Below are 23,647 nucleotides of genomic sequence, written 5' to 3'. Positions count from 1 at the left end.
AATAATTTTTCTGAAATTAATGTAGAACTAATTGACGAGATGCAAGAGGAATTAAAAGTGGGTAACTTCGAAGAAGTAATAGAGATTTCTAATGATATTAAGGAAAATCAAAAAAAAATAAACCACCATGGTAAGCGAGCTGATTCTATTGTAAAAGGGATGTTAAAGCACAGTAGAAATACCAGCGGAGAAAAAGAACCAACGAATATCAATGCTATAGCTGATGAGTATTTACGACTTGCGTATCACGGTCTGCGTGCTAAAGACAAATCTTTTAATGCTACTTTAAATACAGATTTTGACAAGTCTATTGGTTTAATAAATGTAGCAGGGCAAGATATGGGTAGAGTAATTTTGAATTTAATTACCAATGCATTACATGCCATCTCACCGAACTCAAAAACACCTGAGAAAACGGTGAAAGATCCAACCATTTGGGTAAGCACAAAAAGCGTAGGTGATACTGTTGTAATTAAAATAAAAGACAATGGTTCAGGTATACCTAAGAAAATAATAGATAAAATTTTTCAGCCTTTTTTTACAACAAAAGCTTCAGGACAAGGGACAGGATTGGGTTTATCGATGAGTTACGATATTGTTAAATCGCATGGCGGAGATTTAAACGTTGAAAGTAAAGAAGGTGAAGGAACAACCTTTACTATTAGCATTCCAAAATAAATCAATTAACCCAATAAATATAAAATACTGTAAATTATGAAAATATTAGTAGTTGACGATGAGCACGATGTTAAGACCTTATTTCAACAACGTTTTAGAAAAGAAATTCGCAAGGGAGAACTCGAGTTCGTATTTGCCTTTTCTGGAGAAGAAGCCTTGATGGTTTTAGAGCGTATGAAACAAGAGGCAGTTTTAATTCTATCAGATATTAATATGCCAGGTATGAGCGGACTTGAACTGTTAAAAAAAATAAAAAAGGAATATCTAGCACCTCCTCCAGTAGTAATGATGATAACTGCTTATGGAGATGAAGAAAACTTTAACACCGCTAAGAGTTTAGGAGCAGACGACTTTTTAACCAAACCTGTTGATTTTAAATTATTAAAAGATAAACTAATAAATAATATCTAATGGCAAAAATACTAGTAGTAGACGATGAGCCGGATTTAGAAACACTAATTAAGCAAAAATTCCGTAAACAGATTCGGCAAAAAGAGTACGAATTTTTATTTGCAATCAATGGTAAAGATGCCCTTGAAAAATTGATTGCGGAGCCTGATACAGATATAGTTTTGAGCGACATTAACATGCCAGAAATGGACGGACTAACCTTGTTAACCAAACTAAGTGAATCTAGCCCACTTATTAAATCCGTAATAGTTTCAGCATATGGAGATATGGATAACATTCGTGTTGCCATGAATCGAGGTGCATTTGATTTTATAACCAAGCCTATAAATTTTGAAGACTTGACACTAACCATGGAGAAAACCATAAAACATGCAAAACATATTAAAAAAACACTACAAGCCATTAAGGAAAATAATATTTTAAAAATGTATGTAGATGAAAATGTGCTCAATTTTATGGGAAGTCGTGAATATGAAAATACCATTATGGCCAATGAAACCATTGAAGCTACAGTCGTTTTTATTGACATCTGTGGGTTTACAAAAATTAGTGAACATGCTCCTGCAGATACCGTAGTTACAATGATTAATTCTTATTTCGACGAGATGGTTAAAGAAATAATGAATCAAGAAGGGTATATCGATAAATTCATTGGCGATGCAATTATGGCTGTTTTTAGAGGTGAATACCATTTAGATAGAGCTATAGATGCCGCATTGGCAGTGCGTAATAAAATAAATAACTTACCAGAAATGGGTGATGAAATTAAATTTAAACCTAAAGTATCCATAGGTATAAAGAGTGGTGAAATGATTTCTGGAAATATTGGTTCAGCAAGTTTAAAACGGTTAGATTATACGGTAATTGGAGATACCGTAAATACGGCTGCACGATTACAAGATGCCGCTAAAGAAAATCAAATTATTATTTGCGAAACTTGTCATGAACATATTAAAGAATCTTTTGTTTGTAAACCTTTAGGAAGTATAAGTGTAAAAAACAAATCAGAAGATATAAACGTTTATGAAGTGTTGGAATAAACATGTATAACTGAAGTAAAAATCCAAATAAAATTTTTAATAAAAGAAACCCATATACAAGTAAAAAAGTTAACATGGAAACACCTGAAATACCTCAGACCCCACCAGAAATTAAAAATAAACATACTGATGATTTAGTAGATCATTATTGGGGAAGTATCAATTATATTTTCAATTTAATTAAAGCTTCTGAAATTAAAGCAGGTTTAATACTCTCGTTTTATGGTATTCTGTTCAATTTTATCTACAAAAGCTTTACAAGTGTTTCAGGTACTAACACATACCACACCCTCTTTTATATTCTAATAGCACTCTGGCTTCTATGTACTGTTATTTCGGTGTACTTCTGCATACGATGCTTTATGCCAAGAATTGAAACGAAGTTTGACAAAAACATCTTCTTTTTTGGCGATGTTATTACCAAGTTTGGTGACATCAATAAATTCTCTAAATTATTTCATGAAATTAGCAAGGATGAAGACCGATTGTTTGATCAACTGGGACAACAAGTCTATATCAATTCAAAAATTGCTGCCTTAAAATTTAAAAATGTAAATAGAGCGTTACGCTTTTTAGCATTAGGTTTGGTCTTTCTATTAATAATAACAGCATATTACTTTATCGTATTTTCATAACACACTAGAAAATGATAATTATACATTCTGATTTTGTGTTCTGAATTTAACTACTTTTGTAGTGATGATAAAAAAAATTCAGCTTCGCCTCTCTTTAGCAGAAGAAAGAATAATTGATATTCTAAAAATTAAAGCAGCTCAGCAATTATCAACTTCGGTTAAAAATATTGAAAGTGTTAAGATTTTAAGGAAATCTATCGACGCCCGTAAGCCTAATATAATTACCAATTATAAGGTTGCTGTTTTTATAAACGAACCTGCACCCAAAAGCGAAATAAAAAAATTTCATTATAAAGACGTTTCTTCTGCCAAACACATTCATATTATTGGATTTGGACCTGCGGGTATGTTTGCGGCATTACGTTGTTTAGAGTTAGGGTATAAACCCATTGTTTTAGAACGAGGTAAAAAAGTACAGGAACGAAGACGCGATTTAAAAGCAATTAATCAAGATCATTTCGTTAATGAAGACTCTAACTACTGCTTTGGTGAAGGCGGTGCTGGCACGTATTCTGATGGTAAATTATATACGCGAAGCTTAAAACGTGGTAACGTAAGACGGATATTTGAACACTTTGTATTTCATGGTGCTACAGAGCAAATACTGATTGATGCTCATCCGCATATTGGCACCAATAAACTACCAAAAATAGTAGAAAACATAAGAGAAACCATCTTGAGGTATGGTGGAGAAGTTCATTTTGAAAGTAGGGTGACTGATTTTGTCATCAAAGATAATATACTAAAAGCCATTAGATTGCAAAATGATATTGAAATGAGTACTGATGCGGTAATTTTGGCTACTGGTCATTCTGCCAGAGATATCTATTATTTATTAGATAAAAAGGATATTACCATAGAGGCCAAATCGTTTGCTATGGGAGTTCGTGTAGAACATCCTCAATACATTATTGATTCCATTCAATACCATTGCAAAGGTAAGAGAGATGAATTGTTACCTGCCGCTCCATACAGCTTAGTGCATCAAGTAAAAAACAGAGGTGTGTATTCATTTTGCATGTGTCCTGGTGGATTTATAGTACCTGCAGCTACGGCGATGGGCGAAGTTGTTGTAAATGGAATGTCGCCTTCAAAACGAAATAATGAATTTGCCAATTCAGGCATTGTGGTAGAAATTGATGTAGAAAAGGATATAAAAAAATTCAATCACTTCGGTGTATTAAAAGGGTTAGAATTCCAAAAAAGTTTAGAGAAATTAGCGTTTAATGCAGGTGGAAAAACACAAACTGCACCTGCACAACGATTGACCGATTTTGTTGTGGGAAATATATCTAAAGATTTAAATTCTACTTCGTACCAACCTGGATTAAAATCAGCTCCACTCCACTCACTATTACCTAAAATTATAGGTAGTAGATTACGCACGGGATTTAAAGTTTTTGGCGAAAAAATGAAAGGTTTTTATACCGAAGAAGCTAATGTTGTAGGTGTGGAATCTAGAACGTCTTCTCCTGTTAAAATTCCTAGAAACGAAAATTTAGAGCATCCACAAATAGAGGGCTTATTTCCTTGTGGAGAAGGTGGTGGTTATGCTGGTGGTATTGTTTCAGCAGCTATGGACGGCGAGCGTTGTGTTGAGGCTGTTATTCAATCCTTTAGTAATTCTAATTGATTAAATCATTTAATTTTTCCCATAGCATAGCATCAAAACCAGAAACAGCAAAATTTGGATTTGAAGGGTCTGAAGCTTCTCCCATTCTAACAATTACCATTTTTTTACTCGGTATAACATAAATTCGTTGGTCTGCAGCTCCCATTGCAGCATACATATCTGACGGTGCATTTGTAACTAATGGTCCTTCATATACTGTTTGCTCTCCTGGTAACATAAAACTGGATTTTCCATTTAACCACCATAAATACCCGTATGAAGGATTTATATTTTGTGATGTATTTATACTTTCATTAAAAAAAGATTTATTTATAATTTGATTATTGTCCCATTTTCCTTTATTCAATGCCAACAATCCAAATTTTGCCATGCTACGTGTATTACTATGGTATATTCTAAAGATAAGTCCGTTATTCCAAAAACCATCCATAGCTAACTTGTCTTTTATCTTTGTATTAAAATAAGACTCAAACTCTTGGTTAGTTGCCTGCTCTACAACATCCATTAGTTTTTGAAAAACATTATGATATGACCATCTAGAACCAGCATCTTCAAGATAGGTCAAATTTTGTTTAATTATCAACTCCTTTTCATCATTAATTCCTGAGGTCATGGACAATAAATGCTTTGATGTAATTAAATTTTCTTTATCTAAGGTTTCATTAGTCCACCCGTTTCCTAAATAGTCAGAAACCATAGAGTCTATATTTAAATAGCCTTCTTCTTGGGCAATTCCTATTGCGGCAGTGACTAAAGTTTTTCCTGCACTATTCCATTGCCATGTAGTTGTAGCAGAATGGCCATTAAAATATTCTTCCATTACAATTCTACCATTTACAAGAATCATAAACGATTTAGAATCTGTATTTTCTAAAAAATCTTTTAAAGGTTCTATAGCACTTTCATTCCAATCTAATTCTTTAATAGATTTAGTTTCCCAATCATCATTAGAAGTAGAAGGAAAATACATTTCCTTCTCAGTATCAGTTTGTTGTATTTCATCATCAGTTTTACTACATCCAATAATAGGAAATAGTATTAAAAGAAAAATTAAAAATCTCATCAGTTAAGTTTTGTGTTTATTAACTAATTTTAGACCTAATTATTTTAAAAAGGTTTATTATACCATTAATAGTTATAGAAAAAAAGGTTTGATTTAGAAATGAATACCGTGAGTTGATAAACCCTATTTATAAATTTATTAAATACAACTATTTATAAGGATCTCCCGTAGTAGCAGTAATAATACATATTAAATGAAGAATTAATCCTGGAACTATTAAAAAGAAATACCCGATAAAAACAGATACCAACCATAACAATCCTGCTAAAACATTGCCTTTGTACATTTGACCTGCTCCTGGTATCAAAAAACTTAATAAAGCGGCTATTCCTGGACTCCATTTTCTGATTTTAGGCTGTAATTGTTTTTGTTCTAATTCTCTTGTCTTTTTTAATTGAGAATCTAATATTTCACCACAATATTTACATTTTACCGCCTCCAGTTTAATAGTTTCTGCACAATAAGGACATTTTTTTGTTTCTTTATTCATTCCTTTTATTTATTATTTTAGTTATGTTAATTGGCATTATTTTACATGTTGCTTAAAAAAGGAACCGTTTTAAGTAAACAAGATTGGTTATAATTTATTTACAATAAGTACCTTTCTATTAGAATCACTAAATAGTAATACAATTAAAGTATAATTTATATACGAGATAAATTTAATTATTTTTTGATTATATAAACATGTTATTAATACTACGTATAGATTTATTTAAAATTAAAGTCTAAATTAACATTACTATAAGATATAAATTAGTGAAAATATAGAAGTAAATGCCCATAAAATAAGTGCTAAAAGTATCGGCTTTATTCCTATAGATTTTAAATCTCTTATTGAAATTGTTGAACCTACAAGAAATAAAGTTATAATTAACAATCGTTTAGACATTACAATAATAAAATGGGTAATTGAATCTGGTAAAATATGATAACTGTTACTAAGTATAACTAAAATAAATATTACAATAAAATAAGGTATTTTAATTCTTTCTCCTTTTGTTTTAAAAATAAACATTGAAAAAACTGACAATGGAATAATCCATAATGTTCTTGATAGTTTTACTGTTGTAGCAATTCGTAAGGCTTCTTCTCCATAACCTAAAGTTGCCCCAACCACTGAACTTGTATCGTGTATTGCAACGGCACACCATAACCCAAATTGTTTCTGTGTTAAATTTAAAAAATGACCTACAGCCGGAAACACAAATAGAGCAATTGCATTTAGTAAAAATACAATACCTAAAGCAATACTTATTATTTTAGCTTTTGCTTTAATAACAGGGGAAATTGCAGCTATTGCACTTCCTCCACAAATTGCAGTGCCTGAAGTAATAAGATGTCCTAACTTTGAATCTAACTTTAAAAATCTAGTTAATAACATCCCTAATACCACGGTCAAAATTATAGAATAGATAGTTAAGCTTAATCCTGCTTTACTCGTTTCTAGTGTTTCTTTAATTCCCATTCCAAACCCCAACCCTACAACAGATATTTTTAAAAAAAAGTGAATCGCTTTATGGCTATATAACTCAAAAGGATTATTAAAAACAATAACATATAAAAACCCGATTATCAATGCCATAGGACTATTTAAAAATCCAAGCAAGGCAATTATTATTAAAACAAAATATACTATTCTTGAAAAAACATCTTTCATACTTGTGCCTATTATTTGATGCAAAAGTAGAAAGGAACAATAACCTTTAAGCAATACTTTTAGCTATGTGAGATAACTAAAAGTTATAATTAAATCTAATAAACTTTTTAAAATATTCAAAAGTAGTTGAAATGTAGCCCGTTCTATTTACAAAATAAAACCATCTTTCAATACTTAAATCTTTAATATCTATAATTTTAAGTTTATTATTTATCAAATCATCACTAATAGAATTAATAGAAAGAAGAGCATAATGGTCTGAATTGTATAAATAATTTTTAATAGCTTCGGTACTACTAAAAGACACAACACTATTAAGTTCTACAATGTTGTGACTTGCTAAAAAGGTATCTATAATTACTTTAGTACCTGACCCCTTTTCTCGAACTATCATAGGGATTTTCTGTAACATTTTTATATCTATACTTTCTTTACGAAAAGTGTTATTGTTAACATTTGTTACAAGAACAATTTCATCTTTAATAAATTTTTCAAATTGTAATTTAGAATTCGTAGATCTTCCTTCTGTGATTCCGAAATCAATTTCTTCATTTAGAATTAAATTTTCAATATTTTCAGAATTATTACTAATTATAGTAAACTTTGTTTGTGGAAATTGAACTCTAAATTTTGCAACTATTTTAGGAATAATATAATTAGATAAGGTAGTACTTACACCAAAATTAATAAATTCTGGAAAGGCATCTTTTTTATGCAAAAATTTTTCGTCCATTTCCGCATAAATAGCCAATACTTTATTTGTATAAACAAGAAACGACTTTCCTTCGGCTGTCATTTCAATAGAGTTTCTTTTTCTAATAAAGAATGTTGTTTTATATTCTTGTTCTAAATTTTTAATTGCTTTAGATACCGCAGGCTGAGATAGATACAATTGTTCTGCTGCTTTGGTAAAACTTAAATGTTTAGCAACAACTTTAAATATATACAATTTGGTTTTCATTAGCTTATTTCTAAGATGTTAATATAAAACATAACATTTATAATAACCTAATTTTTTTGTACAATCAAATAGAAAATATTAACTACAATTTTTTGTTCTAAAATTTCTTATTTAACTGAATTATAAACCTTTTTAGAACTATTAATCCGGTACTATTTTTATAACTTATTTATCCTTTACTTTTTTGGTTATTACAATAATAACTCCATTAGGTGCTTTATATTTTTTAATTGCAGTTTCTCCTTTTACCACATTAATACTTTCAATATCATCAGGAGATAATTTTTTAAGCAACTCTTGGTTTGAGGTTTTTCCATCAATAATTATCAAAGGTTCCTTTTCTTTGTAAACGGATTTTTTATAAATTTTTACTGTAGATTTCTCTGAATCTATTTCTTTTTTTGTTTTAATAAGTAGTACACCATTAGGTGAGTTGTACTCTTTTAAAGCTTTATCTCCTTTTATAACATTTATAGATTCAATACGTGTATTGTCCAATAATTCCATTGGGAAATCAAATTTCTTTCCGTCTACATAAATATCAGGTTTTGCACCTTCTTTTACTTTAACAACAATATTTTCTTTTGCTTTATTTTTTTTTTCTTGAGCTTGAATTAACGAAATAGATAGTAAGACTACAAATACAGTTGAAATTAATTTTTTCATATTTTTAATTCTTTTAATTGTTTATAAAATGTTTAGTTGAAACTATTTAATTAATCAGTGGTTGTGTAAATAATAATAATTTCATTTTCATAAATTATATTTTGTTCCACCTCTTGTTGATTTGTACCAGAAAACATATTTAAAGCTTGATTTAACAATATTTCTTTATCAGAATAACTGAATTCTTTCTCTTTGGGTTTACTAACAAATAGAGAAATCAATAATAGTACTGAAGCTACAGCTGATATCATTCCAATAATCAACCTTCTCTTTTTAATCTTTTTATTTTGGAAAGATTTCCATAAAGAATCATTAAAATTATTTGGAGTTTCTTTTCTATTCTGTTTTATAAAACTATACCACGCTTTTAAAGAAGGTTCTAAATTTCGATTGTTATTAAACAAAAACTGTTCTTCTTTTAGCGTACTATTTCCTTCCTTATATTTTTCTATTAATTTTTTTAATCCATCATCTTTCATAGCCATAATATTTTTCTAACTTAACACTAACTTCTTTTCGTGCTCTAGACAATAATACTCTTACATGTTCAATTTTAAGCTGAGTAGCTGCTGCAATTTCTAGAAATTCATATCCTTCTAAGTCTCTCATTATCAAAATTTCTTTTTGTTTCTCTGGTAAACTTTTAAGAATTTTTTTAATCATTTTATTTAACTCTCTCCATTCCAATTCTTCATGGAGATTATCAGATTTTAAAATTTCAAGTTCAAAGAATGTATCCTCAATTTCTAGCCTCCTTTTTCTCAACACATCAATGCAATAGTTACGAGCTGTTAAAAAAACCAACCCCGTAATATTGGGATGATTACCTATCTCTTTACGTTTTATCCAGAGTTTCATCATTATTTCTTGAATGGCATCTTCGGCATTTCCATTAGATCCTAGCATTCGAGAAACCATAGGAAATAAGCGTTCAGATAGCGAAAAAACTTTAAGTCGAAATTCTGATTTATTCATTCTATTTATATAACGGTAAAATGGGTATGGGTATAACAAGAAAATGTACTTTATTTACAACATTAACATAACCAGTAGATAATCAGACTTATAAAACAGAAGAGTTTATACTTCTATTAGGAATAATTTTTATTTTTTTATCGGAAATTTGCTGTTGTTATATTTTGACACATGTATTAAAACAAGGTATATTTAGAGCTATCAAATAAATTGATAGCTATGTTTTTATATTGTCATTTGAAATACAATATCTTGATAAATTTGTGCATTTCCTTTCTTTAAGATTACCAAGGGAACATAACTTTCAACTTTTCTACCCTACCAAGTCCAATAAATAGGCTTATAATATTTAGAATTAATCATTTCTATTATTCCGTTATTATATTTTCCAAATCCATCATACTTCCATAAATCAATCATTACTGAGAGCCAAACCTTTATACGCATTTACAGTACCTATTTACTCCACAAGGTACAAAAATCATTATTTTTATATAGAAAAGTAAAAAAAATATTAAGCTGCTTTAAGTCACTGAAGTATAATAAAGTCTTATACTATCACTTAAAACAGCTAAAAATAAGTCACTAATTAATCAAATGCATGTATTATAGAGCTTATTCAACACCGGTACAGGTGTTGTAAGTAGTTTTATTTTGTTTTAGTCTCGCAAGTACTACTCAAACAATACGTATCTCCTACTATTTTAGCAACGGTTATTCCAAATACTATATGCCCTATTAAACTCCCAATAACAGTTAAAATCATAGAACCTTCCATTTTTGGCATTGGAATTATACTTCCCATTACACCCATCATAATTTGTGCAACTATAAAAGCTATAATTCCAAATACAACTCCTTTTAACCAAACATTACTAATTTATATTTAAAAAAACACATGTAAGTGTACGTAAAAGCGAACAGGACGCCTATTATAAAGTGCATGCCCCAACCTACAAAAATTGGCATCCCTAACGTTCCTGAAAGCATTTGAGGTGGCGACATTTTGGGCATTCCCATTAGAGAAGCAATCATCATTATTATTGTCATTATAGCAGTACCTACAATACCTGCTAATACTGTTCTTTGCATTTTTGTATTCATATTTTTTACTCTATTTTTTACGATTTAATTCCATTGGAATATGAATTTTTACTTTATCACCAACTACCATAGTGGCTGCCCAATCTCCTGTTCCTACTTCATAATCTGTTCTATCAATTGTAGTGTCAATTACTACTCCTAAAATAAGGGTACGTTTCATCATTGGATGCTCCATTTCTCCTGTAATTTTAAACGGAAGTACTACATCTTTTGATGTATTCTTAATTGTCAATTTTCCATACATTAAATATTCCTTATTAGATTTTTTTTCGAATTTGGTAGATTTAAAAGACAGTTTAGGGTACGTATTTGCATCAAAAAAATCTTTTGATTGTAAGTGCTTATCTCGTTTGGAATTATCAGTATCAATACTGTTAATGGCTACCGTGAAATCTGCTTTACTTCCATTCAGATTAGTGGGATCGAAATATATTTTTCCATCAAAATCAGAAAATTTTCCGGTAACCGCCGAAAAGAAGTGATTAATTGAAAAATTGACCGAAGTATGAGATTTGTCTATTTTCCAAAGCGTAGCATCTTGTGCTTTTATAGATAATGTACTTAATGCAGTAACAGCTACTGCTAAAACAATTGTTTTGATTTTTGAATCCATTTTTATTTAATTTTAAAAGTTATGATAGCCAAAATGAACTATCTATATCTTTATACCAATAGCTTCAAAAAATCACCCAAGTCAATTAACTTTTTTTTAATTTTTCTTCTTTTTCTTTGACTTTTCTAATTTGTTCAACACATTTATGCTTTTGATTTTGAGCATTATGACGTGAAGAATAACCATAATCCTTTTGAATTTGCTCAATAGCTTTTTCTCTAAAAAAAATGTCATGAATAAGTCTATTACAATGGTCAGTAATTTTGACTAAATACCCTTTAAGTTTTTCTAAATAGTTTTTTTCGTCTTCAATGGAATCATTAATTGAATTTAAAAAATCAAAAGATTGCATTTCGTCAACAGATATCTCGTAGTTTTTATTACGAAGTTTTTTAAACCATAAATTTTTACAAATGGCATAAACATAGGTATCTATTGAAGCTGTGAGTTTAAAATTATCTTGTCGAAGTTTTTCTACAAGTACCATCATAGCATCTTGAAATAGGTCTTCTGCATCAGCTTGGTTTCCATTATTATTTTGAACAAACTTTGAGATTTTAGTAAAATTATCTTGATATAATTTTCCAAATGCAAAGTTATTTTCAGTCTTTAAGTCGATTAAAATATTATTCATATTTCATTTGTCGTGATTTTCTCAAATTGCCTACAAAGACTTCTCTTCTTTATATCTGTAGTATCACTTATTTTACTAGAAAAACATTATTAAAAAAATTACTTTACAATAATTTACTTGTGTTTTCTTTACAAAACTCATCGTTAGTAATTACTTCTAGATTTATACATTATTTTAATATTATAATTTAAAGTTTTATCTCTATAAGTTAACGACCTACATCATTAATCTCAATCCAATATCCGTCTGGATCTTGAAAATATATTTGTCGTACTCCGTCTGGTCTTGATTGTTGTTTTTTGCTTTCACCAGCAAAATTTGAATATTTTATTCCTTTTTCAGATAAATATTCTAAATACCCATCAAAGTCTTTTACTGCAAAAGCAAGATGAAGAACCTTATTAACTTTTATATCCCCGTACTTATCAACCTGTGCTTGTGCAATATGTAGTTGTTGATTTTTTCCAGTATCTAAGAAACGTATCAATTTATATTCTGGCCAAGGTGTTTCTAATTCTTTTAGATTTAAAATATCTTTATAAAACTGAACACTTGTATCAATATTTTCAACTTGAATTGTAGAGTGATCATGTTCGAGTTTAAAAGATTGAGCATTAGAATAAAAAAAACTAAAATTTAAAACGAGTAATAGTATCAAGTTTTTCATAATAATTAAATATTAATTAATGTATTGAAAGTTACAAAAAATATACTAGCTCTTTTATTTTAAATATTATACACACTATTTAGAGATACTAAACAACAGTTTAGAATTATATTTTCACTTAAGTAATTATAGTAGTATCTATTGTGTGCAGATTGGATTTTATTTCAGCTTATTTTACAAGAATATCTTTGACCTATGAATCATTTTTTTAAGCAAAAAGCAAGTTACTTGTCAAAAAAAATAATGCTATAACTATCAGTTTTTCATTCGGTTTGCTATATCTAGTCAAGAGTAAAATTCATTTGTGTATCCACATTGTTAAAAAAATCCTCAAAAGGTTGTACTACATTATAGTCTGGAATAACCCCTTTACTATAATATTGATTTTACTTTTTAAGAACATCTTGCTCAATATTGTCTATGTAAAACTCAGTCAATATTTTTAATTCTGTTACTCTATAAGAAAAGTATTTATCTATCATTTTCATTGCTATACTTGAAGGCATTATTTTGAAAAAAAAGTTCCGTAAAGCAATCAAAACTGGATTTGAAATTTGTCCAAGTTTTCCAAGCTTTAAACTTTCATTTACAATTTCTTTTGAACGTGGAAAATGATACTTTTCGTAAATGTTATACGCCTTAGAAGATAATCCGTATTTGTTGATGCATTTCGCTAAAAGATAAGCTCCTTCAATAGCCATACAACCACCTTGACCTAGATTGGGTGTTGTTGGGTGTGCTGCATCTCCAATTAGTGTTATATTACCTTTTGTCCATCCTTTATGTGGAATTCTATCAGACAAACTATTTTTTAAAATATCTTCTGTATTTTCAATTAGTTCAGGAATTGGATAATGCCAATCTCCAAAAAGACGTTTAAGTTTTGGCTTTGTACCTTCTGGAGAATCGTCTTGTAAAAACGCTTCATTGCAGGTAGCCCACCAACCATATACGCCATCTTTTATAGGAACAATTCCTACACGCTGCCCCTTTCCGTAGGTTTCACTTGCATAACCAATATCAAAATTAGTTTTCACTACACCACGCCAAACATTGTATCCTCTAAATATTGGGGCTCCATCATTAATAATGTGTTTTCTTACAACTGAATGTATTCCGTCTGCTCCAATTACAGCATCAAAGACCGAAATATCACCATTTTCAAAAACTATTTTTACTTGACCATTCTCTAAATTGGTGAGTTGCTTTATCCCCCTATCAATATGTAGATGCGATTTAATACCGGTTAATAAAATTTTATGAAGATCAGCCCGGTGAATACAAATAACAGGGTAATCACTTTTGGGTGTTGTTTTACTTAAAATATTTCCTTTATTTGTTTTGAGGTACACATTTTTAAACTTTCCACTTGTATTTAATATACTATCTAGTAATCCTATTTCATCCATTACACATAGTGCATTTGGAAACACACTAATTGCAGCACCTACTTCTCCAAATTCTTGTTTTTTTTCAAAAATGTGAATTTCATAGTCATTTGAAAGACAATGAGCAAAGGTAAGACCTGCTATACCACCTCCAATTATAGCAACTTTTCTTTTCATTCAGTTTTATTTTTTAGCTGACTACCAAATGTGTATGTATAAATTACCTAAGGTGATTATTTTCTTAAGTTTTCATTTTTCAAAATGCCTATAAAACACCTCCTTGTTTCAATAGTTTTGTGATTTAAGCAACTAATTTAGCAAATAAAAACCAAACCTGCCTGTCGATAAGCAGATAGAACACCTTTTATTTACAAGCAGAGCGGACTGTCGTAATCAATATTTGTAAGTAAGCTAAAACAAGCAATAAATTATATACCGCTTAAGCTTGTAATTCATTGAATTTAAACATAAGTAAGAAGATTTTACTTGTTTTTAATCACTATTATCTTGGTATTTTATTACCAGCCAAACTTATACATTAAATTGTAATGAATTTATCCAAATTTGTTTTCTGTCTTTGTTCTTTTTAAAACTATTTAGCATAAAGTCATTATCATATTTCACTCTTTGATTATAATAAATTTTGTCATTAATATAAATTTTGACTTTTTTCTTTAAATTTATCATTTCAGGTGAAATATTGATAGTAAATGATGAAATACAAGATGTTTTAATTCTGAAAATATTATTATGATATTCAGCTATTATTTTACCAGATTTTCTAGGAAAATCAAAAGCTTTTTTATTAACATTCACTTCAACCAAACTATCATTTTTATTAAATTTTAATTCTTTTTTTATTTCAAAATTTAAATGTTGATGCCAACTTTTTTTGGTATCTAAAGTATCTAATTTAATGTCTGTTAACCAATCAATGCTTCCATATTCATTATCGTCAAACTCCCATGTTATTTTAGTTGAAAATGGATTTCTTTCCCTATTAATCACATCTGAAAACAGAATCTTATAGGCAGGCTCTGACTCGTCAAATTGGGGAAACCAATGCGGAAATCCATTGAACCGATAATCGCTATAATCTGCAGATAGAACATCCATTAATTTACTTAAACTGTCATTTGCATTTGGTGGATAGTAATAATCTTGATCTGTTGAAAAATTAATAAAAGACCGATTGAGCGTGTTTTCAATAAAAGTGCCTCCTGTATAAACCTTTGGCTTGGTATTAAATCCATAAAATCCTGCAAATTGAGTTGGTTGTTTAATTAAGTAAGAAAATGAACCTGTAGCACCATTGGAATGTCCAGAAATAAAAATTTTATTGTCGTCTATATTTAAAGATGATTTCAACTGCTTAACTATTTTGGGTATTATAAAAAATCCATCATCACTGGTCATCCAATTGTATGTTTTATTAGCACTTGGAAACACTAAAATAACATCATAAATTGAGGCATATTTGGTATAGAACCTATTCCATCCTCCTAAAAGCTGTTGAGCAATTCGGTATTTTTCTAAACGTGAAAATCGTACCGCACCATGAAGAAAAATTAAAGTGACATACTTTTTTTTAGGGTTATAATTTTTTGGCAAATGAACAAGATATGAGGTATTTGTTGTGTCGTTAATCTTCAGAGAAATGGAATAATCTTGTTGTTGTTTTGACAAATAAGGATTGTATGATTTTATCTTTTTATATAATTTTTTAGAAGGCATTTTTGCATTCAACTCAACATCTGAACTCATAAAAAACTCTTTTTCATTTACTTTTAAATTATTGAAGTACTCTTCTCTATCAACTAATGCTTTTGCTTTTAATTTGTACCAACGTTTATCTTTAAGTAAATTTTTGTAATCTTCATTAGCATATTCATCTAGTACATTACTCCACCCTGGATATCCTTCGTCATCTATTTCCATATTAGCAAGTGGTGTCAAATACTCAAATGCCTTGTCTCTATTATTTAAACTTGCAGCCACAACAGATGCATAATAAAGCTCAATGCCGTTTATGCTATCTGGGTATTGTTTAAAAGCATTGTCAAAAATATTGAGAGCTCTTTTGTAATTGGTAGAATCTTGAGTCTGAACAATATTAATTGCTTTTTCAATTGATTTAGAAAATGATTCTTGTCCATTAACTAATAGTGTAAAGAATACTAGAAAATAAATTACAATTGGCTTCATAAACTTTTTTTAGCAAATTTATTGGATATGAAATTGTAAAAATTGTAAAATTGGGACAATAATTTATTTTATTAAATGCCAAAATGTATCTTCATTTCCAAGATGAGTTCCTTTCTTAAGAAAACTTTTAGGTGAGTTTGATGTGAAATTTTTAAAAGTTTTATTAAGATGAGATTGATCACAATAGTTAAATTCATATGCTAATTCAGTAAAACTTTGTTCTGCATTTTTAAAAAGTTTTTTCTCTAAAGTTTTTCTAAAAAGTACAATTTCATTGAATTTTTTCACCGAAACTCCAAAATGGAAATTAAAAAGTCTATTTAAATGTCTTCTACTTATTTTTATTTCTGTAGCTATATCTTGAATTGATAAAGACCCCTTATGCTTAAAAATTAATGAAAGAGATTGTTCAATACTATTGTTTTTATATTCAATAAATCGTTCACTTAAAAAGGTATCTAACTGTGCTAAAATTATATTCGTATCAATAGTATCAAATAGCTTTGAAAGTTCTAGATTAGAAAAAAATTGATAATCTTTTATAAAATCATTAAAGTTTAAGTTTTTATAAAATTGTTGAATTGCTAATGGTTTAAAAACAATAACGATACGATGTACTTTACCTATTTGTTTAACCTTAAATACATTATCTCTAATTGGCGTAAAAATTTGAAGCGGATTGACTTTATTTTTAAAAATAACTTCTCCTTTATTAAAACTTACATTTTCTTTATAAAGTGAAATTGTAGTATTATAATGAGGAAAGCATTCAAATTCTGTATTTATATTGTTAGGTTTTATATCTAAGTAATAGTAATCGACATATTTTGAAACTAATAAGTTCTTTGGTCTAAAAGTTATAAAAGTGAAGTCCATATTACTATTAATATTGGGCTTAAAAAAATATTGAAATTATTAAAATTTAGAAAAAGAAATAGCCAATAGACAATTGAAATCCAACATTTTTATTTTTATCTACAATACCTTCAACATTATTTATATTGGTTAAACCATAGATGTATCTTGCTCCAAAATTAATACCATTATCTAGTTTATATCCTACGCCAAAATTAATACCAAAATCTACTGAATTATAAAGATCTTTAGTACTTGCTTTATCATTTTTTGCATAAAGTAAAAACCCTATTTGTGGTCCTGCTTCTAAATTTAGTCCTTTTATTAAATAATATTTTCCAATTACCGGAATACTTAAATAATTTAGTGAAATTGTATTATCATTGTAATTATACCCTTGACCGAAATACATTAATTCAGGTTGAAAAGAGAATTTCTCAGAGATAGGTATTTCAGTTAAAACACCAACATTAAAAGAAGTTACAGGATCTATTTGTTCTGTATTATCTCCAACTATAGACGCGTAATTTAAACCTATTTTTGCCCCAAATTTAATTTCTTGTGCATTAACATTTACTCCTGCTAAAATGACAATAATTATTACAGCTATTATTTTTTTCATTATTCCAATTTAAGTTATAAAAATGAAATTAGCGAATTCTATTTTATTCTAAAAAATTTTATCTTAAACCTTAGAAAATCGAAAGTTAAGCTTTCATAAATAGAATGAGATTGTCCATAGCGGAATTCAACATTCGCTAATGAAAGAATCGAGAAAATAATTTAATCTTTTAAAATTCGAGTTAAGTTTATTGTATTATCATCATTAAATTCTGTAGGTCTTTCTGGACTATCGAAAGAAGCCGCAAGTTTCATATTATTTTCATCCTTGAAAACTATAATACCATACATTGTTCTCAAAATTTCATTATTCTCGCTTGTTACTATCACATCAATTTTCACTGGATTTTTTTCAGTGTTAAGTGAATAGGTCATTTTAGCCTTCTTTCCTTCATATAAGAAGTTTTTTCCTCCCATCTTTTTTCCCTCAAATTCCATTGATGCGTAACCCTCAGAATCAAATGTCATAAACCCAAGAGCTCCATTATCTTCCACCTTCCACCTTCCAACAATATCTATATTTATAAAATCAGAATTGAAAGATAGCATTGGTATTATAAAAAGTAGGAATATATATTTTTTCATAGTTTGTTTAAAATTATGTAACCTTTATTCGGAACGGGGCAAAATGTCATGTCCTGAAATATGCTACAAGTTAATAATAATTTTTAAGCTGATAATTTATAAACCATACTAGGTGTTTTAAAGTTTAAAAATAATTGTTATCTTATTTAGTTGTATAAATTAATTACATTTTTTGCCGCTTTCTTTGCATGAGCTACATTATAAAAGGTTTGCTTGATATAAGATTCATTTTTTAAGATTCCGTTTACACATAAAGCCATTACATTTTTACCTGCCGGAAGACAGAATGCGGAGCAAGTTATATAGGGTATTAAATTATTGATAATCATTCTAAAAAATAAAATTGTAACTTTAAAGTGAGAGACAAGGGCATATCATAGGAGCCGTTGTTGTGTGTTGTTTTTTCAGCATCCAGGACAGTATACCACTGGTGGTCTTATTATTTCATTTAATTCTGATATTTTGACATTAGAAGGCAATTTCCATCCATCTTTTTTAGACCAGTATTTTCTCCGTTCTTTAATGTTTTCAATTCTTTTTTTTGCCTCGTGTTTCCAAAAGGAATTCGGATAATTTTTTATTAAAAACTCATAATCTGATATTATTTTATTTGGTGAATTTTCTAATTCAGATAAAACTATTTTTTCGTATATCTTAAAAGGTTTTATAAATTCAGCATTTACATAGTTGAGACTATCTACTAATATCTTGTTTTGATTTTCTATTTTAGTAATTCGGTTTTCTAATTTATTTAATTTTTCTGTCTTTGTACAAGATGTAATAATTAATAAAATCGGAAAAAATAAAATAATATTTTTCATTTGTAGTTCGTTTTTTAAAATTACACAACGTGATTTAATAAAGTGTATTTTAACACAGTTTATTTTTTGTTAGTAGTATATTTTCAATTTTCAAAATGTTATTATAGACTTGAAGTATTTTAATCGGATGTCTTTATAACAATTACATTTGGTAAATGCTTATAAAGGAAATAGTATCTATTATTCCGTGCATGAGCATTAATGGCCAAAGCCTTCTTCCATTCATAATAAAAGCCACACCAAAAATGAATCCAATACTTCCCGTAATCAAAATCCCTGTAATGCCTTGATAGGCATGAATGAGTCCAAAGATAATAGAGCTAATGACAACAGAAGCCCACATAGACCACTTGGTGCTGCCCATCAATTTGTCGATTGCATTAAGTAAAAAGCCTCTAAAAATAAGCTCTTCCAAAAAAGCGGCAGTTATCCATACTATCACAAGAGCGAAAACGAGACCTGGCAGATTTCCTTTCAAACTCATTAAATGAGAAATGTTTGGTCGCTCTCCAAGCTTAACGATTTCGGGTGAAACATAACGGGCAAATAATTGAAAAGCAATGTATAAACCAATGAATATGAGTATCGGTTGCCACCAATTTTTGGGTTTTCCAAGTCCCAAATCAATCCATTTTAAATGAGCATGCTTTTTATAGCCCAAAACGATTAACGTCATTAAGGTAAAATTAGAAACCATGAGCCAAAATCCAAGGCTGTCATATGCTGTGATGTCGGTCATGTGCTGGTTGATGAAAATACTCATTATATAATTGACAGTTAATAATAATAGTATCGTAAGACTAAGTACCTGCTTATTGTCTTTTGTTTTAAGTGTTGTTTTCATGTGATTCAGATGTTTGGAATGTTTATGTAACTACGTCAATGGTATTGTTTGTTGTGTTTGATTTTTCAATTTCTGCTTTTAATTTCTCAAGCCAATGAGTCATGTCGTCTGCTAATTTTAAGTTCATTTTCTTTTTTATTAAGTTGATAATCCAACCTTCCATGCTTTCTTCAACACTTACTTTTGTTCCGTTTTCCGTTGGTTGTAAGAACCAATTGTGAATGGCTCTTGCACCAAAGGTTTTTCCTTCCCAGCCAAGCATTTTGTTTGGTATTGTGGTGTGAATTTTTGATTTGATTTTACTTCCATTTGTTTTCCAAGTAAAAATATTTCCAACTTTTAAACCTCCTTTTAATGACGATTGTTGTATCCTCTCATTCCATTCGCTCCAACCGTCAATGTTGGTTAAAATTTGCCATACTTTTTCTGGGGTAGCATTAATAACTATTTCTTTGGATTGAATTACTGGTGCTTCTTGATTGATGGTCATGCTTCTTCATTTTATGCTTTGACATTGTTTGCCAAACCGATTAGAAAAACTAGAATTAACACTGCTTCACTTTTATTGCATTTTGTTAAAGCAAAGTTAGGAACTCTATTTCTCTGTTGGCTTGACATAAATCAAGAAGTTAGTTTGATTGTTTATTTCTAATTCTACTTAGAGTCTCGGCTGACATCCCAAGCATTGAAGCTATTTGATTGAGCGGAGCTTCATTAAAAAGACGAGGGTTTAAGTTAAAAAACTGATTATACCTTTCTTCGGCACTTAAAGCCAAGTGTGACACGACACGACTTTCCAAAACAGAAAAACACTTGGCTAAAAACATTTTATCCAATTTGTCCCACCTTTGTACTCTTGTTGATATTCTATTGTAATTCTCTTTTGAAATTACCAAAAGCTCCACATCTGTTATGGCTTGGTAGTTTACTTTTGATTTTTGATCGAAAAGGAAAGCTGATAAATCAACAGCAATGTAGCCACTTGTAGAAAACCATTTGGTTACTTCTTTTTCGTTGACATATAAGAATTCTCTAAGGATGCCTTTTTCTACAAATCCCATTTGTCTTACATATTGACCTTCTTTCAGAAAGTAATCTCCTTTTTTAATTTCTTTGGGTTGGAAGAAGTCCTTTATTTCTTGAAATTCCCTTTTAGTAAGTCCTAAAGCTTCAATTATATGTTTTTTAATATCAGACATTATTTTTATTAATTTATAGGGTAATTAGAGTATTAATCTTTATTCAGGTCTAATTCCATTTCTAATTGTTCTATAGAATATTCAAAACCTAATGACTCAAAAAAACCAGTTACATGCTTTGACTTTTTATCTACATTAATTACAGAAAAATAGCTCCCATATTTTTCTGCTAATTCAGCTATTAATTTTGTGGCGATTCCCTTTTTTCTAAATGATTTATGAATAGCAATTTGTTGTATTTGTTTGCTTTTGGGTTTGTAAATTACATAACCTATCAATTGTCCATTAATATATGCGGCACGAGCATCATTATCTTTCTTCAAATCGTCCAATACATTTTTTGAGTTTTGCCATGTTGTATGGATGTCCCAAAAAGATTCCATTAAATTCCAGTCATAGTTTTGTAGTTCGATAGTTTCTACAACAGTATTGGAATTTTTAGGTTTAAAAATACCTTTAAAACATGCTAATTCTCTTGTTGTTTTAAAACCAACCTTCTCATAAGATTTTATGGCAGGAATATTTTCATTGATTACTTCTAGAATAATTTTGTCAATTCCATTTTTCTCTAGAATGGGTAAAGCAAAATCGTACATTTTTTTTGTAATTCCTTGCCCTCTGTTTTTGGGCATAACACCAGTTCCTCCATTATAGACCACTTTTTGATTGTTAATTGTGTCAAATCCATGCAAAATAAAAGCTATTAGTTTTTGATTCTCAAAAACACCAACCGATAAATTAAGGTTGATTTTATCTGAAGTCATTTTTGATACTAATTGGTTTTCAGTTAATTTAAAAGGCACAAAATAGTCAGCAAATGATTCATTGAAGACTTTTAAAATATCTTTACTATTGACACTTTCTAAACTCTTAAAATTCATTTATTTTTCTGAAATTATCGCTAATGGGATTATTTTTAATTTGTTGCGTGGTTTAAGCACTAAATTATAGCATTTATGAAAAAGCAGTAGATTGCTTATCTTTAAAGTTCACCAAAACGATAAGATATGAAAACAGAATCTACTGCTCAACCAAAGTTATTCATTGGAATTGACATACACAAACGAAGTTGGAAAATACATTTTTTTAGTCTCTGTTATTTTAGAGATAATATTGACTCAAAAAGCTCGGATTTCCTTTTTCCTTCGGGTAGAAATAAATTCCAATTAATAATTTACTGTTATCAGGTACTTTGTCTTTAATTCCTTTGTCGAAACTCGACCATTCGCTTTTCTTTATAATTTCAATTAGTTTTTGGTCAACTGAATTTCCAAAACCACTAACTTCCACAACATTGCTAATTGTCAAATCAGATTCAAATGTTATTTCATAAATACCATAACTTTTCTCAAGTTCAATTCCCTTAAATTGCTCTAAATCTTTGTGAAGATTTGATTTTTCTATATAATTTATTTTATCGGTAAAGTCAATATTCTTGGATTTAAACATTTTTAAAATATCTAACTCTCTTTGTTGTCTTTTAAAGTTACGTTTGTTCAGATAAAGTAAACCAGAACACATTCCAATTCCATAATTTCCGTCTTTATTTTTTCGAGCATAAGCAACTAATTTTGTGTTTGTTGGAATATAAATGTCACAAGAACTTCCAATTCCATTATCACTTCTACCATAAATATAAATTGATTTCAGTCGTTCGCCTTTAAATAACTCGTTAATCTTAATATCTGCTTTATATCCTTGTTCGTTCTTTTTATTCGGATAAATTTTCAGAATTGTTACGTTAGCAACAAATTCGGACTCAATAAATTTTTCCGTTATTTTCGGTTGATCGCAATCACAAGCGAAAACTCCGATTGAAAACAGAAATATTGTGATTAGCAAGATGTTTTTCATAATTGGTGGCTAAAGGTTTGAATGTGGTACGTTTGGCATTTCAACGCTCCAAATTTTCAATTTACTACTATGTTTCTTTATTGCTATCATCTTCATATTTAGTACTATCTGCCAAATGCACTTTATTTTTTGCTAGCAAACATTTTTATTTAATATCTTTTTCGGAAATCAGTTGTTTCTTCTCTTTTGGGTTATTGATTATTGATTTCTTAAAATTTCCATAATTATTCTGCGAATCTTTAGTAACTATTTCTTCATTTTTATATGCTATAACGTGATTGTATATGATTTCGTTACGTGGTTTAAGCACTAAAGTTAGCAAATAAATCACAGATAGAAAGTCCGCGAGGACTTTCGTAAGTAGACTAGAACTAGCAATTAATTTTATACGGCTTAAGTTTGTCTTTTAATAAATTTGATACTTAATCAGAAAGAATAAAAGAGAGAATTAAGGTTAATATATACGGTGAAGCTTAGACTTCGACAACATTGGTAATCCTCTCTCTTTTCTACTTAAAATCACGTTCAGTTCTGT

The 23,647-nt window shown here is 29.1% G+C and carries 29 protein-coding genes; 5 read left to right on the top strand and 24 right to left on the bottom strand.

Annotated elements, in window-relative coordinates:
* The 5 genes from EGM88_RS03985 to EGM88_RS03965 all read left to right on the top strand — a co-directional run.
* The coding region (locus EGM88_RS03985; protein ID WP_148084080.1) for a sensor histidine kinase at positions 1 to 678 on the top strand (678 nt) is incomplete at its 5' end.
* A gap of 36 nt (positions 679 to 714) precedes the next feature.
* Positions 715 to 1,089: a response regulator gene (locus tag EGM88_RS03980; protein ID WP_123896685.1), complete on the top strand. Its 375-nt coding sequence runs from the start codon at positions 715 to 717 to the stop codon at positions 1,087 to 1,089.
* The gene (locus tag EGM88_RS03975; RefSeq protein WP_123896684.1) at positions 1,089 to 2,129 is read left to right on the top strand and encodes an adenylate/guanylate cyclase domain-containing response regulator; all 1,041 of its coding nucleotides are present in this window, start codon (positions 1,089 to 1,091) and stop codon (positions 2,127 to 2,129) included. The genes EGM88_RS03980 and EGM88_RS03975 overlap by 1 nt, the downstream gene beginning before the upstream one ends.
* Positions 2,130 to 2,203: 74 nt before the next feature.
* Complete coding sequence (locus tag EGM88_RS03970) at positions 2,204 to 2,764, top strand: Pycsar system effector family protein (RefSeq protein WP_123896683.1); 561 nt, start codon at positions 2,204 to 2,206, stop codon at positions 2,762 to 2,764.
* Between the two features lie 64 nt (positions 2,765 to 2,828).
* Entirely contained in the window at positions 2,829 to 4,397 is a 1,569-nt protein-coding gene (locus EGM88_RS03965) for an NAD(P)/FAD-dependent oxidoreductase (RefSeq protein WP_123896682.1), read from the top strand.
* Here EGM88_RS03965 and EGM88_RS03960 read toward each other — a convergent pair.
* The 24 genes from EGM88_RS03960 to EGM88_RS03855 all read right to left on the bottom strand — a co-directional run bounded on the left by EGM88_RS03960 (position 4,390) and on the right by EGM88_RS03855 (position 23,112).
* Positions 4,390 to 5,460, bottom strand: coding sequence for a serine hydrolase domain-containing protein (locus tag EGM88_RS03960; RefSeq protein ID WP_203229422.1), 1,071 nt, complete (start codon positions 5,458 to 5,460; stop codon positions 4,390 to 4,392). The genes EGM88_RS03965 and EGM88_RS03960 overlap by 8 nt on opposite strands.
* 148 nt (positions 5,461 to 5,608) lie before the next feature.
* The gene (locus EGM88_RS03955; RefSeq protein WP_123896681.1) at positions 5,609 to 5,950 is read right to left on the bottom strand and encodes a hypothetical protein; all 342 of its coding nucleotides are present in this window, start codon (positions 5,948 to 5,950) and stop codon (positions 5,609 to 5,611) included.
* A 252-nt stretch (positions 5,951 to 6,202) separates the two neighbouring features.
* A complete protein-coding gene (locus tag EGM88_RS03950) occupies positions 6,203 to 7,120 on the bottom strand; it encodes a YeiH family protein (protein ID WP_123896680.1) in 918 nt (305 codons plus the stop codon).
* Positions 7,121 to 7,196: 76 nt separating this feature from the next.
* On the bottom strand, positions 7,197 to 8,081 hold the full coding sequence (locus EGM88_RS03945; RefSeq protein ID WP_123896679.1) for a LysR family transcriptional regulator: 885 nt from the start codon (positions 8,079 to 8,081) through the stop codon (positions 7,197 to 7,199).
* A gap of 165 nt (positions 8,082 to 8,246) precedes the next feature.
* On the bottom strand, positions 8,247 to 8,747 hold the full coding sequence (locus EGM88_RS03940; protein ID WP_123896678.1) for a hypothetical protein: 501 nt from the start codon (positions 8,745 to 8,747) through the stop codon (positions 8,247 to 8,249).
* A gap of 50 nt (positions 8,748 to 8,797) precedes the next feature.
* Complete coding sequence (locus EGM88_RS03935) at positions 8,798 to 9,232, bottom strand: hypothetical protein (protein WP_123896677.1); 435 nt, start codon at positions 9,230 to 9,232, stop codon at positions 8,798 to 8,800.
* On the bottom strand, positions 9,216 to 9,722 hold the full coding sequence (locus EGM88_RS03930) for an RNA polymerase sigma factor (protein WP_123896676.1): 507 nt from the start codon (positions 9,720 to 9,722) through the stop codon (positions 9,216 to 9,218). The genes EGM88_RS03935 and EGM88_RS03930 overlap by 17 nt, the downstream gene beginning before the upstream one ends.
* A 318-nt stretch (positions 9,723 to 10,040) precedes the next feature.
* Complete coding sequence (locus tag EGM88_RS16095; RefSeq protein ID WP_262695648.1) at positions 10,041 to 10,169, bottom strand: hypothetical protein; 129 nt, start codon at positions 10,167 to 10,169, stop codon at positions 10,041 to 10,043.
* A gap of 202 nt (positions 10,170 to 10,371) precedes the next feature.
* Entirely contained in the window at positions 10,372 to 10,539 is a 168-nt protein-coding gene (locus tag EGM88_RS15730) for a hypothetical protein (RefSeq protein ID WP_162497539.1), read from the bottom strand.
* A gap of 44 nt (positions 10,540 to 10,583) precedes the next feature.
* Positions 10,584 to 10,814: a hypothetical protein gene (locus EGM88_RS03925; RefSeq protein ID WP_123896675.1), complete on the bottom strand. Its 231-nt coding sequence runs from the start codon at positions 10,812 to 10,814 to the stop codon at positions 10,584 to 10,586.
* A 22-nt stretch (positions 10,815 to 10,836) separates the two neighbouring features.
* Positions 10,837 to 11,439, bottom strand: a complete 603-nt coding sequence (locus EGM88_RS03920; protein ID WP_123896674.1) for a YceI family protein — start codon at positions 11,437 to 11,439, stop codon at positions 10,837 to 10,839.
* A gap of 85 nt (positions 11,440 to 11,524) precedes the next feature.
* Entirely contained in the window at positions 11,525 to 12,073 is a 549-nt protein-coding gene (locus EGM88_RS03915) for an RNA polymerase sigma factor (RefSeq protein ID WP_123896673.1), read from the bottom strand.
* 208 nt (positions 12,074 to 12,281) lie between these two features.
* On the bottom strand, positions 12,282 to 12,740 hold the full coding sequence (locus EGM88_RS03910; RefSeq protein ID WP_123896672.1) for a VOC family protein: 459 nt from the start codon (positions 12,738 to 12,740) through the stop codon (positions 12,282 to 12,284).
* Between the two features lie 386 nt (positions 12,741 to 13,126).
* The gene (locus tag EGM88_RS03905; protein ID WP_123896671.1) at positions 13,127 to 14,305 is read right to left on the bottom strand and encodes an FAD-dependent monooxygenase; all 1,179 of its coding nucleotides are present in this window, start codon (positions 14,303 to 14,305) and stop codon (positions 13,127 to 13,129) included.
* Positions 14,306 to 14,659: 354 nt separating this feature from the next.
* Positions 14,660 to 16,333 carry an alpha/beta hydrolase gene (locus tag EGM88_RS03900; RefSeq protein WP_123896670.1) on the bottom strand — a complete coding sequence of 558 codons (1,674 nt, stop codon included), beginning with the start codon at positions 16,331 to 16,333 and terminating at the stop codon, positions 14,660 to 14,662.
* Positions 16,334 to 16,396: 63 nt separating this feature from the next.
* On the bottom strand, positions 16,397 to 17,209 hold the full coding sequence (locus EGM88_RS03895; RefSeq protein ID WP_123896669.1) for a helix-turn-helix domain-containing protein: 813 nt from the start codon (positions 17,207 to 17,209) through the stop codon (positions 16,397 to 16,399).
* A gap of 46 nt (positions 17,210 to 17,255) precedes the next feature.
* The gene (locus EGM88_RS03890) at positions 17,256 to 17,810 is read right to left on the bottom strand and encodes a porin family protein (RefSeq protein ID WP_123896668.1); all 555 of its coding nucleotides are present in this window, start codon (positions 17,808 to 17,810) and stop codon (positions 17,256 to 17,258) included.
* Between the two features lie 161 nt (positions 17,811 to 17,971).
* A complete protein-coding gene (locus tag EGM88_RS03885) occupies positions 17,972 to 18,394 on the bottom strand; it encodes a hypothetical protein (protein ID WP_123896667.1) in 423 nt (140 codons plus the stop codon).
* A 404-nt stretch (positions 18,395 to 18,798) separates the two neighbouring features.
* Positions 18,799 to 19,215: a hypothetical protein gene (locus EGM88_RS03880; RefSeq protein WP_123896666.1), complete on the bottom strand. Its 417-nt coding sequence runs from the start codon at positions 19,213 to 19,215 to the stop codon at positions 18,799 to 18,801.
* A 142-nt stretch (positions 19,216 to 19,357) separates the two neighbouring features.
* Complete coding sequence (locus EGM88_RS03875; RefSeq protein WP_123896665.1) at positions 19,358 to 20,059, bottom strand: CPBP family intramembrane glutamic endopeptidase; 702 nt, start codon at positions 20,057 to 20,059, stop codon at positions 19,358 to 19,360.
* A gap of 22 nt (positions 20,060 to 20,081) precedes the next feature.
* Positions 20,082 to 20,549 (bottom strand): SRPBCC family protein, encoded by a 468-nt coding sequence (locus EGM88_RS03870; protein WP_123896664.1) that lies wholly within the window; start codon positions 20,547 to 20,549, stop codon positions 20,082 to 20,084.
* Positions 20,550 to 20,688: 139 nt separating this feature from the next.
* Positions 20,689 to 21,258 carry a Crp/Fnr family transcriptional regulator gene (locus EGM88_RS03865; RefSeq protein WP_123896663.1) on the bottom strand — a complete coding sequence of 190 codons (570 nt, stop codon included), beginning with the start codon at positions 21,256 to 21,258 and terminating at the stop codon, positions 20,689 to 20,691.
* A gap of 32 nt (positions 21,259 to 21,290) precedes the next feature.
* Complete coding sequence (locus EGM88_RS03860; RefSeq protein WP_123896662.1) at positions 21,291 to 22,139, bottom strand: GNAT family N-acetyltransferase; 849 nt, start codon at positions 22,137 to 22,139, stop codon at positions 21,291 to 21,293.
* Positions 22,140 to 22,359: 220 nt separating this feature from the next.
* Positions 22,360 to 23,112 (bottom strand): hypothetical protein, encoded by a 753-nt coding sequence (locus EGM88_RS03855; RefSeq protein WP_123896661.1) that lies wholly within the window; start codon positions 23,110 to 23,112, stop codon positions 22,360 to 22,362.
* Positions 23,113 to 23,647 lie beyond the last annotated feature (535 nt).

Origin of the sequence: Aureibaculum marinum (assembly GCF_003813905.1) — a bacterium.
Taxonomy (GTDB): domain Bacteria; phylum Bacteroidota; class Bacteroidia; order Flavobacteriales; family Flavobacteriaceae; genus Aureibaculum; species Aureibaculum marinum.
The sequence above is the reverse complement of the archived record's forward strand: the minus strand, read 5'-3'. Positions and strand labels throughout refer to the sequence as shown.